The sequence below is a fragment of the Mesorhizobium sp. YM1C-6-2 genome (genome assembly GCF_003666685.1).
Taxonomy (GTDB): domain Bacteria; phylum Pseudomonadota; class Alphaproteobacteria; order Rhizobiales; family Rhizobiaceae; genus Mesorhizobium_K.
The window spans coordinates 376,890-388,994 of the sequence record NZ_RCIZ01000003.1 but is presented as its reverse complement, the minus strand read 5'-3'; the positions used below and the strand labels follow the sequence as shown (position 1 = coordinate 388,994).

Annotated in this window: 18 protein-coding genes; 14 read left to right on the top strand and 4 right to left on the bottom strand. The window is 65.1% G+C overall.

The genetic code is table 11. From position 1 onward, the window contains the following. Nucleotides 1–3: 3 nt before the first annotated feature. Genes D8676_RS10620 through fliQ form a run of 5 tightly spaced genes read left to right on the top strand, consistent with a single transcriptional unit; the run spans nucleotide 4 to nucleotide 2,596 of the window. Nucleotides 4–1,050: a flagellar hook-associated family protein gene (locus D8676_RS10620; RefSeq protein WP_121580837.1), complete on the top strand. Its 1,047-nt coding sequence runs from the start codon at nucleotides 4–6 to the stop codon at nucleotides 1,048–1,050. Nucleotides 1,051–1,073: 23 nt separating this feature from the next. Continuing rightward, nucleotides 1,074–1,421 (top strand): flagellar biosynthesis regulator FlaF, encoded by a 348-nt coding sequence (gene flaF / locus D8676_RS10615; protein ID WP_121580836.1) that lies wholly within the window; start codon nucleotides 1,074–1,076, stop codon nucleotides 1,419–1,421. After that, nucleotides 1,418–1,900, top strand: a complete 483-nt coding sequence (flbT, locus tag D8676_RS10610; protein ID WP_121580835.1) for a flagellar biosynthesis repressor FlbT — start codon at nucleotides 1,418–1,420, stop codon at nucleotides 1,898–1,900. The genes flaF and flbT overlap by 4 nt, the downstream gene beginning before the upstream one ends. After that, nucleotides 1,897–2,295, top strand: a complete 399-nt coding sequence (flgD, locus tag D8676_RS10605; RefSeq protein WP_121580834.1) for a flagellar hook assembly protein FlgD — start codon at nucleotides 1,897–1,899, stop codon at nucleotides 2,293–2,295. Before flbT ends, flgD begins: the two co-directional genes overlap by 4 nt. A 34-nt stretch (nucleotides 2,296–2,329) precedes the next feature. After that, nucleotides 2,330–2,596, top strand: a complete 267-nt coding sequence (gene fliQ, locus D8676_RS10600; RefSeq protein ID WP_121580833.1) for a flagellar biosynthesis protein FliQ — start codon at nucleotides 2,330–2,332, stop codon at nucleotides 2,594–2,596. Here fliQ and D8676_RS10595 read toward each other — a convergent pair. Next, complete coding sequence (locus tag D8676_RS10595) at nucleotides 2,593–3,288, bottom strand: helix-turn-helix domain-containing protein (protein ID WP_121580832.1); 696 nt, start codon at nucleotides 3,286–3,288, stop codon at nucleotides 2,593–2,595. The two genes, fliQ and D8676_RS10595, sit on opposite strands and share 4 nt — an antisense overlap. A gap of 206 nt (nucleotides 3,289–3,494) precedes the next feature. Between D8676_RS10595 and D8676_RS10590 the strand changes: the two genes are divergently transcribed. Next, nucleotides 3,495–4,652, top strand: a complete 1,158-nt coding sequence (locus D8676_RS10590) for an acyl-CoA dehydrogenase family protein (protein ID WP_245426716.1) — start codon at nucleotides 3,495–3,497, stop codon at nucleotides 4,650–4,652. Between the two features lie 85 nt (nucleotides 4,653–4,737). On the opposite strand, the gene D8676_RS10585 is transcribed toward D8676_RS10590, so the two are convergent. Further along, entirely contained in the window at nucleotides 4,738–5,751 is a 1,014-nt protein-coding gene (locus D8676_RS10585; protein ID WP_121580831.1) for an NAD(P)H-quinone oxidoreductase, read from the bottom strand. A 104-nt stretch (nucleotides 5,752–5,855) separates the two neighbouring features. Here D8676_RS10585 and D8676_RS10580 point away from each other — a divergent pair, with 104 nt between their 5' ends. The 3 genes from D8676_RS10580 to D8676_RS10570 all read left to right on the top strand — a co-directional run bounded on the left by D8676_RS10580 (nucleotide 5,856) and on the right by D8676_RS10570 (nucleotide 8,202). Beyond that, the gene (locus D8676_RS10580) at nucleotides 5,856–6,050 is read left to right on the top strand and encodes a DUF1192 domain-containing protein (RefSeq protein ID WP_121580830.1); all 195 of its coding nucleotides are present in this window, start codon (nucleotides 5,856–5,858) and stop codon (nucleotides 6,048–6,050) included. A gap of 95 nt (nucleotides 6,051–6,145) precedes the next feature. Further along, a complete protein-coding gene (locus D8676_RS10575) occupies nucleotides 6,146–7,414 on the top strand; it encodes an MFS transporter (RefSeq protein ID WP_121580829.1) in 1,269 nt (422 codons plus the stop codon). A gap of 68 nt (nucleotides 7,415–7,482) precedes the next feature. Further along, nucleotides 7,483–8,202, top strand: a complete 720-nt coding sequence (locus D8676_RS10570; protein WP_121580828.1) for a pentapeptide repeat-containing protein — start codon at nucleotides 7,483–7,485, stop codon at nucleotides 8,200–8,202. Between the two features lie 149 nt (nucleotides 8,203–8,351). On the opposite strand, the gene D8676_RS10565 is transcribed toward D8676_RS10570, so the two are convergent. Beyond that, nucleotides 8,352–8,531: a DUF465 domain-containing protein gene (locus D8676_RS10565; RefSeq protein WP_121580827.1), complete on the bottom strand. Its 180-nt coding sequence runs from the start codon at nucleotides 8,529–8,531 to the stop codon at nucleotides 8,352–8,354. Between the two features lie 240 nt (nucleotides 8,532–8,771). Between D8676_RS10565 and D8676_RS10560 the strand changes: the two genes are divergently transcribed. The 3 genes from D8676_RS10560 (at nucleotide 8,772) to D8676_RS10550 (ending at nucleotide 10,631) form a co-directional block, all read left to right on the top strand. Continuing rightward, complete coding sequence (locus D8676_RS10560) at nucleotides 8,772–8,975, top strand: YdcH family protein (protein WP_121580826.1); 204 nt, start codon at nucleotides 8,772–8,774, stop codon at nucleotides 8,973–8,975. 73 nt (nucleotides 8,976–9,048) lie between these two features. Beyond that, nucleotides 9,049–9,546: a 5-(carboxyamino)imidazole ribonucleotide mutase gene (gene purE / locus D8676_RS10555; protein ID WP_121580825.1), complete on the top strand. Its 498-nt coding sequence runs from the start codon at nucleotides 9,049–9,051 to the stop codon at nucleotides 9,544–9,546. Further along, nucleotides 9,543–10,631, top strand: a complete 1,089-nt coding sequence (locus tag D8676_RS10550; RefSeq protein WP_121580824.1) for a 5-(carboxyamino)imidazole ribonucleotide synthase — start codon at nucleotides 9,543–9,545, stop codon at nucleotides 10,629–10,631. Before purE ends, D8676_RS10550 begins: the two co-directional genes overlap by 4 nt. Nucleotides 10,632–10,688: 57 nt before the next feature. Here the strand turns inward: D8676_RS10550 and D8676_RS10545 are convergent, their stop codons facing one another. Further along, nucleotides 10,689–11,099, bottom strand: a complete 411-nt coding sequence (locus D8676_RS10545) for a lysozyme inhibitor LprI family protein (protein ID WP_121580823.1) — start codon at nucleotides 11,097–11,099, stop codon at nucleotides 10,689–10,691. A 183-nt stretch (nucleotides 11,100–11,282) separates the two neighbouring features. Between D8676_RS10545 and ykgO the strand changes: the two genes are divergently transcribed. Both ykgO and D8676_RS10535 read left to right on the top strand, forming a co-directional pair. Then, nucleotides 11,283–11,408: a type B 50S ribosomal protein L36 gene (ykgO, locus tag D8676_RS10540; RefSeq protein ID WP_121580822.1), complete on the top strand. Its 126-nt coding sequence runs from the start codon at nucleotides 11,283–11,285 to the stop codon at nucleotides 11,406–11,408. Nucleotides 11,409–11,487: 79 nt separating this feature from the next. Next, nucleotides 11,488–12,093 (top strand): hypothetical protein, encoded by a 606-nt coding sequence (locus D8676_RS10535; RefSeq protein WP_121580821.1) that lies wholly within the window; start codon nucleotides 11,488–11,490, stop codon nucleotides 12,091–12,093. The last annotated feature ends 12 nt before the right edge of the window (nucleotides 12,094–12,105 follow it).

Here is a 12,105-nt window from a genome sequence, read left to right as displayed (position 1 = left end):
CCGATGAAAGCCTCCTTCGTCTCCTCGCTCTCTATGTCGCAGGCGATGCGCTATTCGACGATGCGCACCCAGGGAGACCTCGCGAAGGCGCTGAAGGAGCAGGACACCGGCAAGGTCTTCGACGCCGGTCTGGCGCTTGGCGCCCGCACCGCCCAGACCGTCACTTTCGCCCGCGACCTCGAGCGGCTGAACGGCATCGTCGATTCCAACGGGCTCGTCTCGGCGCGCCTCAAGGCGACGCAGGAGGCACTCGGCAACATCACCAGCGCCGCCCAGGATTTTCTGGGCGTGCTGACGGCCAGCGTCTCCGGCGACACGACGGCATCCGTCACCCGCGACAGCGGCCGTGCCGCGCTCGGCATGCTGACGTCGATCCTCAACACCTCGTTCAACGGGGAATACATCTTCGCCGGCATCAACACCGACGTGAAGCCGTTCGAGGGCTTTGCCGCGGGCTCGCCGGCCAAGACGGCGTTCGACGCCGCCTTTCAGACGCATTTCGGCTTCGCGCAGAACGATCCGCAGGCTGCGAACATAACCACCGCTGATATGGACGGCTTCATGACGGCGGCGCTCGAGCCGCAATTCCTCGGCGCCGGCTGGCAGGCCAATTGGTCGAACGCCACCGACCAGAAGATCGTCAGCCGCATCGCGCTGAACGAAACCACGGAGACGTCGGTCAGCGCCAACAATGAAAGCTTGCAGAAGCTCGCCATGGCCGCGGCCGCGATAAGCGACCTCTTCGACAGCAATCTCGGCGTCGCCGGCAAGGAGGCGCTGGTCAATCGCGCCGTGAGCCTTGTCGGCGAGGCGCTCGGCGCACTCGGCGAGCTTCAGTCGCAGACCGGCGTGGTCGAGCAGCGCGTCACCGCCGCCAGCGACCGCATGAAGATGCAGGCGGACCTGTTCGAGCGCTCCATCATCGAGACGGAGGGCGTCGATCCCTACGAGGCGGCCAACCGCGTCAAGGACCTGCTTGCGCATATCGAGACTTCCTACGCGCTGACCGCGCGCATCCAGCAGATCAGCCTGCTGAGATTCTTGGGCTAACAGGCGGCAAACACGGGCGACAAATGTACCAATTTTCCTACGCCGACATCCAGACCGACTCGGTGGCCGACGCCAAGGACCGCGAGCGCCAGTTGCTCACCCGCTCGATCGATCTTCTGGTGGCCGCGCGCGCCGTCGGCACCCAGTCGATGGAAGCGATCGAGGCGCTCCACTTCCTCAACCGAGTCTGGACCTCGCTTGTCGAGGACCTCGGCAGCCCCGAGAATGCACTGCCGAAAGAGCTGCGCGCCAATCTTATCTCGATCGGGCTCTGGCTGCTGCGCGAGGCCGAGGACGTGCGCCAGGGCCGCTCCGACAATTTCGACGGCCTCATCGAGGTCTCCCAGATCATCCGCGATGGGATCCAATGAAGAACACGCTGAAAATCTCGCTGAAGCCGAACGAGAAGATCTATCTCAACGGCGCCGTCATCAAGGTCGACCGCAAGGTCACCCTCGAACTGCTGAACGACGTGCAGTTCCTGCTCGAAAGCCACGTGCTGCAGATCGACGAGGCCTCGACGCCGCTGCGCCAGCTCTATTTCATCCTGCAGGTCATGCTGATGAACCCGACCGGCGCCGGCGATGCCTACGAGATGTTCCGCCGCTCGCTGCCGCTGATGATCGCGAGCTTCAGCGATCCCGAGATCACGGGCACGCTGAAGCATATCGACCGCATGGTCGGCGAAGGCCATGTCTACGAAGCGCTGAAGGCGATCCGCGGCCTCTATCCGCTGGAGCGCAAGGCACTCGGGGAAAACGACGATGCGCCGTCGGCGCAGCCTGAGGTCGGGCATTCCCGGGAGCGCCAGGCCGAGCAACGCCGTGCAACAGCGGGAGCCGCACGATGAGCATGACCGTTCCGGCAACCGGCGCGTCCACCTATTCGAACCAGTCGGATGCCGTCTCGAAGACCCAGGTCGACTACCAGTCCTTCCTGAAGCTCCTCGTCGCACAGATGAAGAACCAGGATCCGACCAACCCCATGGACTCCACCCAGTACATGGCCCAGCTCGCCGCCTTCAGCCAGGTCGAGCAGTCGGTGCAGATGAACACCAAGCTCGACCAGATGCTGCAATCCTCTACCTTGGCTCAGGCGGACGCAATCATCGGCCGGACCGTCACCTCGGCCGATGGCGAGACGTCAGGCAAGGTCGCGGAGGTGCGGCTGATCTCCAACGGCATCGTCGCCGTTCTCGAAGGCGGCAAGGAGATCACCATGGGGCCGGGCGTGAAGATTTCCTGATCCGTCGGACCTGGGATGGCCAAGGGTACAGAAGATGAATGAGGCCGACGCGCTCGACATCGTCCAGTACGCGATCTGGACGGTTCTCATGGCCTCCGGCCCGTCGGTGGCGGCCGCCATGCTGGTCGGTGTCGGCATCGCGCTCGTCCAGGCGCTGACGCAGATTCAGGAAATCACGCTCACCTTCGTCCCGAAGATCGTCGCGATCATGCTGGTCGTCGCCTTCACCGGCCCCTTCATCGGAGCGCAGATTTCAGCCTTCACCAACGTCATCTTCGAACGCATCGAGACGGGATTCTAGGCAGCGGCCTTTGCCTGCTCGCGCGCGAACGGGCTCAGCCCCAGCCATTGCTGGATCGCGCCTGCGAGCGCCGGATCGCCATCGACCTCGATCGCGCCGGTATCGAGCTCCTGCCTCAGCCGCGCCACCCCCATCCACACCGCGGTCATGGTTCGCAGCGGCGAGCGCACCAGCAGGTCCACCTCGAAACCGGGATCGCTGTAGCAGAGGTCCACCACGCCGCCGTCTACCACCAGCCAGTAATTCTGCTTGGTCGATGCAAGCTCGGGATACTGGAACTGTATCGTGCAGCGGCGCGGCGGCAGCGGCTCCGGCACGAGCCTGCGGCGCATGTCCCACATCAGCAGCGTCGGGTCGAGGTTGCGCAGCGACAACTGCGATTCGACCCAGCGCGAGCCCCACAGGCCGAGCCCCACCACCACATCCTTGAGATCCCGGCCGGCAGGCGTCAGGCTGTACTCGACAGCGCCTACCTTGCCCCGCGCCACCGTGATGATCCCTGCCTTCTCCAGATCCTTCAATCGCTTGGAAAGCAGTGCCGGCGACATCCGCGGCACACCGCGTCTGAGGTCGTTGAAGCGCGATGTTCCGGCCAGCAGCTCGCGAAGGATAAGCGGCGTCCAGCGCGAGCAGAAGACCTCGGCCGCCATCGAAACCGGACAGAATTGTCCATAGCCATTGCGCTCAGGCATAGGTCACCATCCCTCTTCCCCGCACCTGCACTTTGAAACCCCCCGGTTTCCATTTTTTGCCGCCGGAGCGGCATCGCCGTTACCGGCAACGACTACATGGCTGAGCCGTAGGAAGTCGGCCGCAGCATCGCGGTACAGTTCTGGAACTGGACCTCGGGCCGGCTCGATACGATTTTCGCGACCCTCAACGACAAGGGAGCAGACAAATGACTGCCAGCAACGCACTCAAGATGTCCGCGGCAAATAACGGCACGGAAACCGTCGCCGAGATCGCCGCCCGGCTTGCACCCGGCTTCGCGGCCAACGCCGCAAAGGCCGACGAAGGCGACCGTTTCGTCGCCGACAATTACGATGCCCTGAAAGCGGTCGGCCTCGTGGAGGCCGCTGTCCCGGTCGAGCTCGGCGGACGTGGCGCCGAAATCGCCGAACTCTGCGACATGATCCGCATCATCGCCGGAAGCTGCGGTTCGACTGGCTTGGCCTTCTCCATGCACACGCACCAGGTCGCCATCCCCGCCTGGCGCTGGCGCCACCAGAAGGCCACCGCCGTCGAGCCGCTCCTGAAGCGCATCGCGGCGGAAAAGATCGTGCTGCTGTCGAGCGGCGGCTCGGACTGGATCGGCGGCTCCGGCAAAGCCGAGAAGGTCGACGGCGGCTACAGGATCACCGCGCGGAAGGTCTTCACCTCGGGCGCGGAAGCCGGCGACCTCTTGATGACCGGCGCCATCCTCGACGGCGAGCCCGCCAAGGTCCTGCATTTCGGCGTCCCCATGAAAGCGCCCGAAGTATCGATCGTCGACACCTGGCGTACGCTCGGCATGCGCGGCACCGGCTCCAACGACGTCGTCGTCGATGGACTAGTCATCCCGGAGGCGAATGTCGCCTTGGCGCGCAATGCCGGCGAATGGCATCCGCTCTTCCAGGTCATTTCGATCATCGCCTTCCCGCTCATCTACGCCGCCTATCTCGGCGTCGCCGAAAGCGCCCGCGACATCGCCATCGAGCTTGCGAAGAAGAAGCCTGCCAATCCGTACGCGGTAAGCCTCGCCGGCCGCATGGACACCAGCCTGCGCGCCGCGCAGCTCGCCCACCGCCACATGGTTGCAACGACAGAGAAGAACGCGCCGTCGGCCGCTTCAGTCAACGAGACGATGATCAGCCGCGCTCTGGTGGCGAAACACGCCATCGAGGCGGTCGAGCTCGCGATGGAGCTTGCCGGCGGCGCCGGCTTCTACCGCGCCGCAGGTCTGGAGCGCCGCTTCCGCGATGTCCAGGGGGCGCGCTTCCATCCGCTGCAGCAGGGACCGCAGGCGACCTATGCTGGCTCGATGGCGCTCGGCCTCCCCGTCGACAAGGTGTTCTGATCCTCCGGACCCTGGTCTCCCCTAATGCGGGGGAGACCAGCCTTTCCGCGACGGCTCCCGACCTAGGAGAGGAAGCGGCGCTCCCCTACTCCCCTACATCGAGCATGATCTTGCCGATATGCTCTCCCTCCTCCATCCGCTCATGCGCGCGCCAGGCTTCCGTCAGCGGGAAGATCATGTCCATCACCGGCGCGATCCTGCGTGTGGCGAGCAGCGGCCAGACCTGCGCCTCGAGCGCGGCTGCGATCTCGCCCTTGAATTCGACGCTGCGGGGCCTCAGCGTCGAACCGGTATGGGTGAGGCGCTTCACCATCAGCCGGGCGAAATCGGCGCTCGCCACCGCGCCTGCCTGCGTCCCGATCTGCACGATTCTCCCGTCGACCGCCGCCGCATGGTAGTTGCGCATGACGTAGTCGCCGCCCACCATGTCGAGGATGACGTCGGCGCCCTTGCCGTCGGTCGCGTTCTTCACCGCCGCGACGAAATCCTCCTCCTTGTAGTTCACCGCCCGCTCCGCGCCGAGCTTCACGCAGGCGGCGCATTTCTCCGCCGAGCCCGCCGTCGTGACCACATGCGCGCCGAACGCCGAAGCCAGTTGGATCGCCGTCGTGCCGATGCCGGACGAGCCGCCATGCACCAGCACCGTCTCGCCGGCCTTCAGCCCGCCACGCTGGAAGAGGTTGTGCCAGACGGTGAAGTAGTTTTCCGGTAGCGCCGCGGCTTCCGTGAACGTGTAGCCCGCCGGCAGCGGCAGCGCGTTGCTCTCGTGCACCGCGACATATTCGGCATAGCCGCCGCCCGGCGTGAGCGCCGTCACCTGATCGCCGCCGTGCCAGCGCTTCACGCCCGCGCCGACGGCGGCGACCTCGCCGGCCACCTCCAGCCCGGGCAGGTCCGAGGCGCCGGGCGGCGGCGGATAGAGCCCTTTGCGCTGCTGAACGTCCGGCCGGTTCACGCCGGCGGCGCGCACGCGGATCAGGATTTCCCCCTCGCCCGGTCGCGGCACGTCGCGCTGCTCCGGCTTCAGGGCGCGCGGCCCGCCAGGTTCGGGGATCGCAATGACCGTCATCTTGGCGGGAATGCTCGAAGCCTTGGCCATTTTCTTGTTCCACGCCTGACGGCGCCCTCTGTTGCTGCCACTGGTTGGTACTTGTGATCCGCCTATGTATTCTCTGCAGCCGACCATGCAAAGCGGAGGACACCATGGCGCTTTTCGACGACGAGCCGCGGAAGAAGCCGAAGCAGCACGAGATCGGACAGGATCTTTCGCTCCTCTCCGTCGGAGAGCTGGATGAGCGCATCGCGCTGCTCAAGGCCGAGATCGAAAGGCTGGAGGCCGAACTCCAGGCGAAGGGCGCCACCAAGAGCGCCGCGGAGTCGCTTTTCCGCCGGCCGTGACCCTGCCCGGCGGGAAACCTCACGGCACGCCGCAAAAGCGCCTGGAAATCCTTGTCCTCGCCTAGTGTTCCCTGATTCGATGAGCTGACGCAGAGATGCTGAATTTCGCCGCCTACCGACCGATCTTCTCGCTGCTGCGCGGCACCGCCTTCCTGCTTGCGGCATCCGGCCTGCATGGCCTGCTGCTGCCGCTGCGCGGTCAGCTCGAAGGTTTTTCCACCGCGGCCCTCGGCCTGATGGGCACGGCATGGGCGGGCGGCTTCGTCACCGGCTGCTTCTTCGCGCCGCGTATCGTGCGCCGCGCCGGCCATGTGCGCGCCTTCGGCGCCTTCGCCGCGTCGGGCGCCATCATCGCGCTTTTGACCGGGCTGATGATCGACCCCTATGCATGGATCGTGCTGCGCGCCTTCACCGGCTTCGTCATGGCAGGCGCCTTCATGGTCATCGAAAGCTGGCTCAACGAACGCGCCAGCAACGAGAACCGCGGCACCGTCTTCGGCCTCTACATGATGGTCACCTACGCTTCGATCATGGCCGGCCAGATGATGGTCGCGGCGGGCGACGTCGGCACCCAATCGCTCTTCATGGTCACCGGCATCTTCTTCTGCCTTGCCTTGCTGCCGACCGCGGTCTCGACCGCCGCCCATCCGACGCCGCTCCAGGACGTGTCGCTCGACCTGAAGCGCCTCTATGCGACCTCGCCGGTGTCGGCGGGGGCTTGCCTGCTCATCGGCGTCGCCAATGGCGCATGGGGCACGCTCGGCGCGGTCTACGGCGCCAGGATCGGCATCTCGACGGCCGAGATCGCGCTGATGATGAGCCTCGTGGTCGTCGCGGGCGCGGCGCTGCAGATGCCGGTCGGCCGGCTCTCCGACAAGACCGACCGCCGCTACGTGCTGATCGGCGCCTCGCTCGCCAGCGCGATCGTCGGCGTGCTGATCTTCGTCGCCACGCCGCGCTCCGGCGCCTTCGTCCTCACTATGACCGCCGCCTACGGCGCCTTTGCCTACACGCTCTATTCGCTGGCGGTCGCGCATGCCAACGACCACGCCAACGCGGAGGATTTCGTGAAGGTGTCGGGCGGGCTTCTCCTGCTCTACGGTTTCGGCACCATGATCGGCCCGGTCATCGGCGCCGCGTTGATGGGCTCGATGCGGCCCGAAAGCCTGTTCCTGGCGACGGCGTTCGCGCATTTCGCGCTTGTCGGCTTCAGCATCCTGCGCATCCGCCGCCGCGCTCCGGTCCCGCTGGAAGAGCGCGAAGCCTTCAAGACGATGCCGGTGGAGCGCGGCGCGACGCCGGAAGCCGCCCGCCTCGACCCCCGCACGCCGCCGGAGGATGGCGGCAACGATATGATGAGATGACGGGAAACGGACGAGTTGCTAGGCTGTCACAGAGGAAGCCAGGATCAGGCCAGAAAGAGGTTCAGCTTATGGTATCCCGAAATCCGACGTTTCCTCTGCGCAGCATAGGCCTCGCGGCCGTTGTCGTTGCCGCGCTTTCGGCCTTCCCCCTCCGGATCGCGGCGGCTGCCGGCTGTTCTGCCGCGGCGGCGCCCGGGGTCGACTGGACCGAATGCGTCAAGAAGGTGATCATCCTGTCGGGTAGCGATCTCAACGGCGCCACGTTGGTCGGGGTCGACTTCACCTCGACCGATCTGCGCGACACCAACCTGATGGCCGCCAATCTCGAAAAGGCGACTCTGGTGCGCGCCTCGCTTGCCGGCTCGAAGGCCGAAGGCGCGAAATTCGACCGCATCGAAGCCTATCGCACCAACTTCAGCGACATGCGTGCGCAGGGCGCGACCTTTGCCAGCGCCGAGATGCAGCGCTCGAACTTCACCAACGCGACTCTGATCAATGTCGACTTCACCAAGGCCGAGCTTGGCCGCGCCGACTTCACCGGTGCCGACATCACGGGCACCAAGTTTGCGCTCGCCAACCTTTCGCGCGCCGACCTCAGCAAGGCGAAGTTCAGTGGATCGATCGATTTCGCCAGTTCGTTCCTCTACCTGACGAGGATCGAGGGCCTCGACCTCTCGGCCGCCACCGGGCTGGCGCAGTGGCAGATCGACATGTCCTGTGGTGACGCCAATACCAAGCTGCCGGCGGGGCTCGCGGTCTCCAAGAACTGGCCCTGCCAATTCGACTGACCGCGCTCGCTGGATCGAGCGTTCTGCAATCGAAGGTTCGATGATCTGGATGCGTCGCTCCGCAGCGGCTCCACAGATCAAAATCGAGATGCTTGTCCGGCGACGCGGGCACGCCGCCGGCGGACAGATTATGTGCCGATAGCTGTTTGTCAGTGTTTCGTGGGATGTGCCTTCAATTTTTCAATCTCGTCCTTGATGGCCAGCTTGCGCCGCTTGAGATTGGCGATTTCGAGATCGTCGACTGACGGATGAAGCAATGCTTCGTCAATCTCGCGCTCGATATCGCCGTGCTTCCGCTGCAGCTCTTCAAGATGGTTGGCAAGAGACATGATTGGTTCTCCCTTTCATGATTTCCTCGATTGCAAACCGCAACAGACGGCATCCACCGCTGGTTCCGCCTATGACGGTACGAAGACATTTTGCCACCTTATGGCTTCGGTGTCGAACGCGACATGGTAGCATTCACGTGAGCACCGAAATGTGCTATGGCGCTGCGCGCCGGTGCTCTTCGCTTCCGGACCTTCCCGGATTGGCGCCTATCGCGCCCGAAACCCCGCAGAATGGTAGCCATGTCGGACCAGGAACAGACCGAAATTCGCCTGGAATACGCCAAGCTCAAGCAGGATCACACCGACTTCGACGCGGCGATCAACGCCATGATCGCCACCGGTTGCGATCCGCTGCAGATCCAGCGCATGAAGAAGAAGAAGCTCGCCGTCAAAGACAGGATGAAGAACCTGGAAGACAGGATCATCCCCGACATCATCGCCTGATTCGCGGCTTGCCGAGATTCTTGCGATACCGGGCGAATTGAACTAATCCGCGACCGTTGCCGGGGGATTTCCGTTGAACGACAAGCGTGCCGACGTCGCCATCATCATGGGCAGCCAGTCCGACTGGGCGACCATGCGCCATGCCGCCGAGACTCTCGCCGCGCTTGGCATCAGCCATGACCGGAAGATCGTCTCGGCGCACCGCACGCCGGACCGGCTCTACGAGTTCGCCAAGGGCGCCAAGGCCGCAGGCTACAGCGTCATCATAGCCGGCGCCGGCGGCGCCGCCCATCTGCCTGGCATGACGGCGGCGCTGACGCCGCTTCCGGTGTTCGGCGTGCCGGTCGAATCAAAGGCGCTTTCCGGCCAGGACTCGCTGCTTTCCATCGTCCAGATGCCGGCCGGCATCCCGGTCGGCACGCTCGCCATCGGGCGGGCCGGCGCGGTCAACGCGGCTCTTTTGGCCGCGGCCGTGCTCGCGCTCTCTGATTCGGCGCTTGCCAGGCGGCTTGATTCGTTCCGCGCGGCGCAGACGGCCAAGGTCGCCGACGCTCCCTCCGACGCGCAATGACCAGCACCCCCGGCCCGCTCCCGACAGGCTCGACCATCGGCATCATCGGCGGCGGCCAGCTCGGGCGCATGCTGGCGATGGCCGCCGCCAGGCTGGGCTACCGTACGGCGGTGCTGGAGCCGCAGGCGGACTGCCCCGCCGCACAGCTTGCCAACCGCCAGATCGTCGCCGCCTATGACGACCCCGCGGCTTTGGCCGAACTGGCCGGCCTGTCTGCCGTCGTCACCTATGAATTCGAGAACGTGCCGGTCGCGGCAGCCGACCGGCTGGCCCGGCAGGTTGCGGTCTTCCCGCCGCCGAAAGCGCTTGAAGTCAGCCAGGACAGGCTGGTGGAGAAGCGCTTCCTGAACGGCATCGGCATATCCACCGCCGATTTTGTCCCTGTGGACAGCGATGCCGACCTTGCCTCGGCCCTTTCCGATTTCGGGGGCAGCGGCGTGCTGAAGACCTGTCGCCTCGGCTATGACGGCAAGGGCCAGCGCCTGTTCCGGGATTTCGCCGGCGACGTCGACGGAGCCTATGCCGCGATGGGCGGCGTGCCGCTGATCCTCGAATCGCTGGTATCCTTCGAGCGCGAGATTTCCGTCATCGCGGCGCGCGGCAGGGATGGATCGCTCGCCGCCTACGATCCGGCCGAGAACGTCCACCGCGACGGCATCCTGCACTCGTCCACCGTGCCTGCCGCCGTCTCGCCGGCAACCGCCGAGCTGGCCGGCCGCAACGCCTTCGCCATCCTCGAGGCGCTCGACTATGTCGGCGTCATCGGCGTCGAGTTTTTCGCGCTGGCCGACGGCTCGCTTCTGGTCAACGAGATCGCGCCGCGTGTCCACAATTCCGGCCATTGGACAGAGGCTGCCTGCGCCGTCTCGCAATTCGAGCAGCATATCCGCGCAATCGCCGGTCTGCCGCTCGGCGACGGCGCACGCCACTCCGATAGCGTGATGGAGAATCTCATCGGCGACGATGTGACGCGCGCGCTCGCCCTGCTGGCCGAGCCGGATCTCCTGCTCCACCTCTACGGCAAGGCCGAGGCCCGGCCCGGTCGCAAGATGGGCCATTTCACCCGCATCCGTCCCCGCGCCTGACCATAGCGATTCCAGGAAAGGCGCAGCGGCTTCGCAGACGGAGAGGCGAAAACGCGCCTATTGCGCCGGCGGCACCGGGCAGCTCAGATCGCCTTCCTCGCAATTCAGGTAGCCGGAAAGCTGTTCCGTCCTGGCGGTCGTCAGTCCGGCAAGGCATTGCGACTTCAGCATGGGGTAGATCGACCCATCCTTGCTGCCGTCGGTCGAGAAGGCGCATTCCGCGTCGCGGAAGGCGATCCAGTCGCGCTGCGCCTTCTGCAGCAGCTTCTTGGCTCCAGCATCCTCGGCCAGCCGCCTGATGATCTCCCCATACGCCTTGTTCAGCTTGGCGTCGGCCGCCCGGTATTCGGCATTGGCGCAGATATTCATGCCGGCCTGGCTCTCGTCGGAAGGGTCGCATTCCTGCGCCATGGCCTGGACGGATTGGCCGAGGACGGACAGGAGGAAGGCAAGGAAGATCGCGCGCATCTCGTTTCTCCAGCAAGGACATCAGGTTATGGCCGGCATCACGGGCCGGCAAGCGCCCACGAAGGCCGCGCGGTTGACACAGGCGATACTCCTCGTTTATGAGCCTTTCGCAAATTCAGGGCGCGCTCTTGGGCGCGCCTTTATGTTCGGCCCGGATTTGGGCCCATTCGACAGGCCAGAACCATGAAGATCAAGAATTCGCTCAAGGCCCTCAAGGCTCGCCATCGCGACAACCAGCTGGTTCGCCGCAAGGGCCGCATCTACCTGATCAACAAGACCGCTCCGCGCTACAAGGCGCGCCAGGGCTGATCGGGAGCGCGGTCCTTCGACTGCGGTCACACAAAAAATTCAGTTTGACGTTTCCATGCGCGGGAATAGATTCTCGCGCATGCGGATTTTTTCTGCCTTTTGCGCCGCTGCCCTGACAGCCGCCACCCTTTCCCCGGCTCTTGCCGCCGAACCGGACGCCGCCTCGGAAAAGCCGGCTGCCGCCGCGACCACGGAAGCCGCGACCGGAAACCGCCTCGACGCGCTGTTCGGTCAGCTCAAGCGCGAGCGCAACGAAAAGGCTGCCGAGCGCATCGCCTCCCGCATCTCCGAGGAATGGAACCACTCCGGCAGCGCTTCCATCGACCTGATGATGACCTGGTCGCAGACGGCGATGGAGGGCAAGAAGTTCGACGTTGCGCTCGATTTCCTCGACCAGGTGGTGACCATGGAGCCGACCTATGCCGAGGGATGGAACCGCCGCGCCACCGTGCATTTCATGATGCAGAACTACGCCAAGTCGATGGCCGACATCAGCCATACGCTGCAGCTTGAGCCCCGCCACTTCGGCGCGCTGTCGGGCATGGGGCAGATCATGAAGAACACCGGCCGCGACGAGCTCGCGCTGCAGGCATGGCAGCGCGTGCTCGATATCTACCCGATGATGCGCAGCGCCCAGGACGAAGTGGCGACGCTGTCGGAAGAACTCGCCGGCGAAGGCATCTGACCGCGCCCCACC

Excerpts from the sequence above, each read along its gene's own strand:
- D8676_RS10595 (WP_121580832.1), bottom strand. The coding sequence starts at position 3,288 with ATGCCTGAGCGCAATGGCTATGGACAATTCTGTCCGGTTTCGATGGCG.
- D8676_RS10550 (WP_121580824.1), top strand. The coding sequence starts at position 9,543 with ATGACCAGCACCCCCGGCCCGCTCCCGACAGGCTCGACCATCGGCATC.
- D8676_RS10575 (WP_121580829.1), top strand. The coding sequence starts at position 6,146 with ATGCTGAATTTCGCCGCCTACCGACCGATCTTCTCGCTGCTGCGCGGC.
- D8676_RS10620 (WP_121580837.1), top strand. The coding sequence starts at position 4 with ATGAAAGCCTCCTTCGTCTCCTCGCTCTCTATGTCGCAGGCGATGCGC.
- D8676_RS10590 (WP_245426716.1), top strand. The coding sequence starts at position 3,495 with ATGACTGCCAGCAACGCACTCAAGATGTCCGCGGCAAATAACGGCACG.
- D8676_RS10580 (WP_121580830.1), top strand. The coding sequence starts at position 5,856 with ATGGCGCTTTTCGACGACGAGCCGCGGAAGAAGCCGAAGCAGCACGAG.
- D8676_RS10570 (WP_121580828.1), top strand. The coding sequence starts at position 7,483 with ATGGTATCCCGAAATCCGACGTTTCCTCTGCGCAGCATAGGCCTCGCG.
- D8676_RS10545 (WP_121580823.1), bottom strand. The coding sequence starts at position 11,099 with ATGCGCGCGATCTTCCTTGCCTTCCTCCTGTCCGTCCTCGGCCAATCC.
- D8676_RS10565 (WP_121580827.1), bottom strand. The coding sequence starts at position 8,531 with ATGTCTCTTGCCAACCATCTTGAAGAGCTGCAGCGGAAGCACGGCGAT.
- D8676_RS10585 (WP_121580831.1), bottom strand. The coding sequence starts at position 5,751 with ATGGCCAAGGCTTCGAGCATTCCCGCCAAGATGACGGTCATTGCGATC.
- D8676_RS10535 (WP_121580821.1), top strand. The coding sequence starts at position 11,488 with ATGCGGATTTTTTCTGCCTTTTGCGCCGCTGCCCTGACAGCCGCCACC.
- D8676_RS10560 (WP_121580826.1), top strand. The coding sequence starts at position 8,772 with ATGTCGGACCAGGAACAGACCGAAATTCGCCTGGAATACGCCAAGCTC.
- flbT (WP_121580835.1), top strand. The coding sequence starts at position 1,418 with ATGAAGAACACGCTGAAAATCTCGCTGAAGCCGAACGAGAAGATCTAT.
- flaF (WP_121580836.1), top strand. The coding sequence starts at position 1,074 with ATGTACCAATTTTCCTACGCCGACATCCAGACCGACTCGGTGGCCGAC.
- fliQ (WP_121580833.1), top strand. The coding sequence starts at position 2,330 with ATGAATGAGGCCGACGCGCTCGACATCGTCCAGTACGCGATCTGGACG.
- ykgO (WP_121580822.1), top strand. The coding sequence starts at position 11,283 with ATGAAGATCAAGAATTCGCTCAAGGCCCTCAAGGCTCGCCATCGCGAC.
- flgD (WP_121580834.1), top strand. The coding sequence starts at position 1,897 with ATGAGCATGACCGTTCCGGCAACCGGCGCGTCCACCTATTCGAACCAG.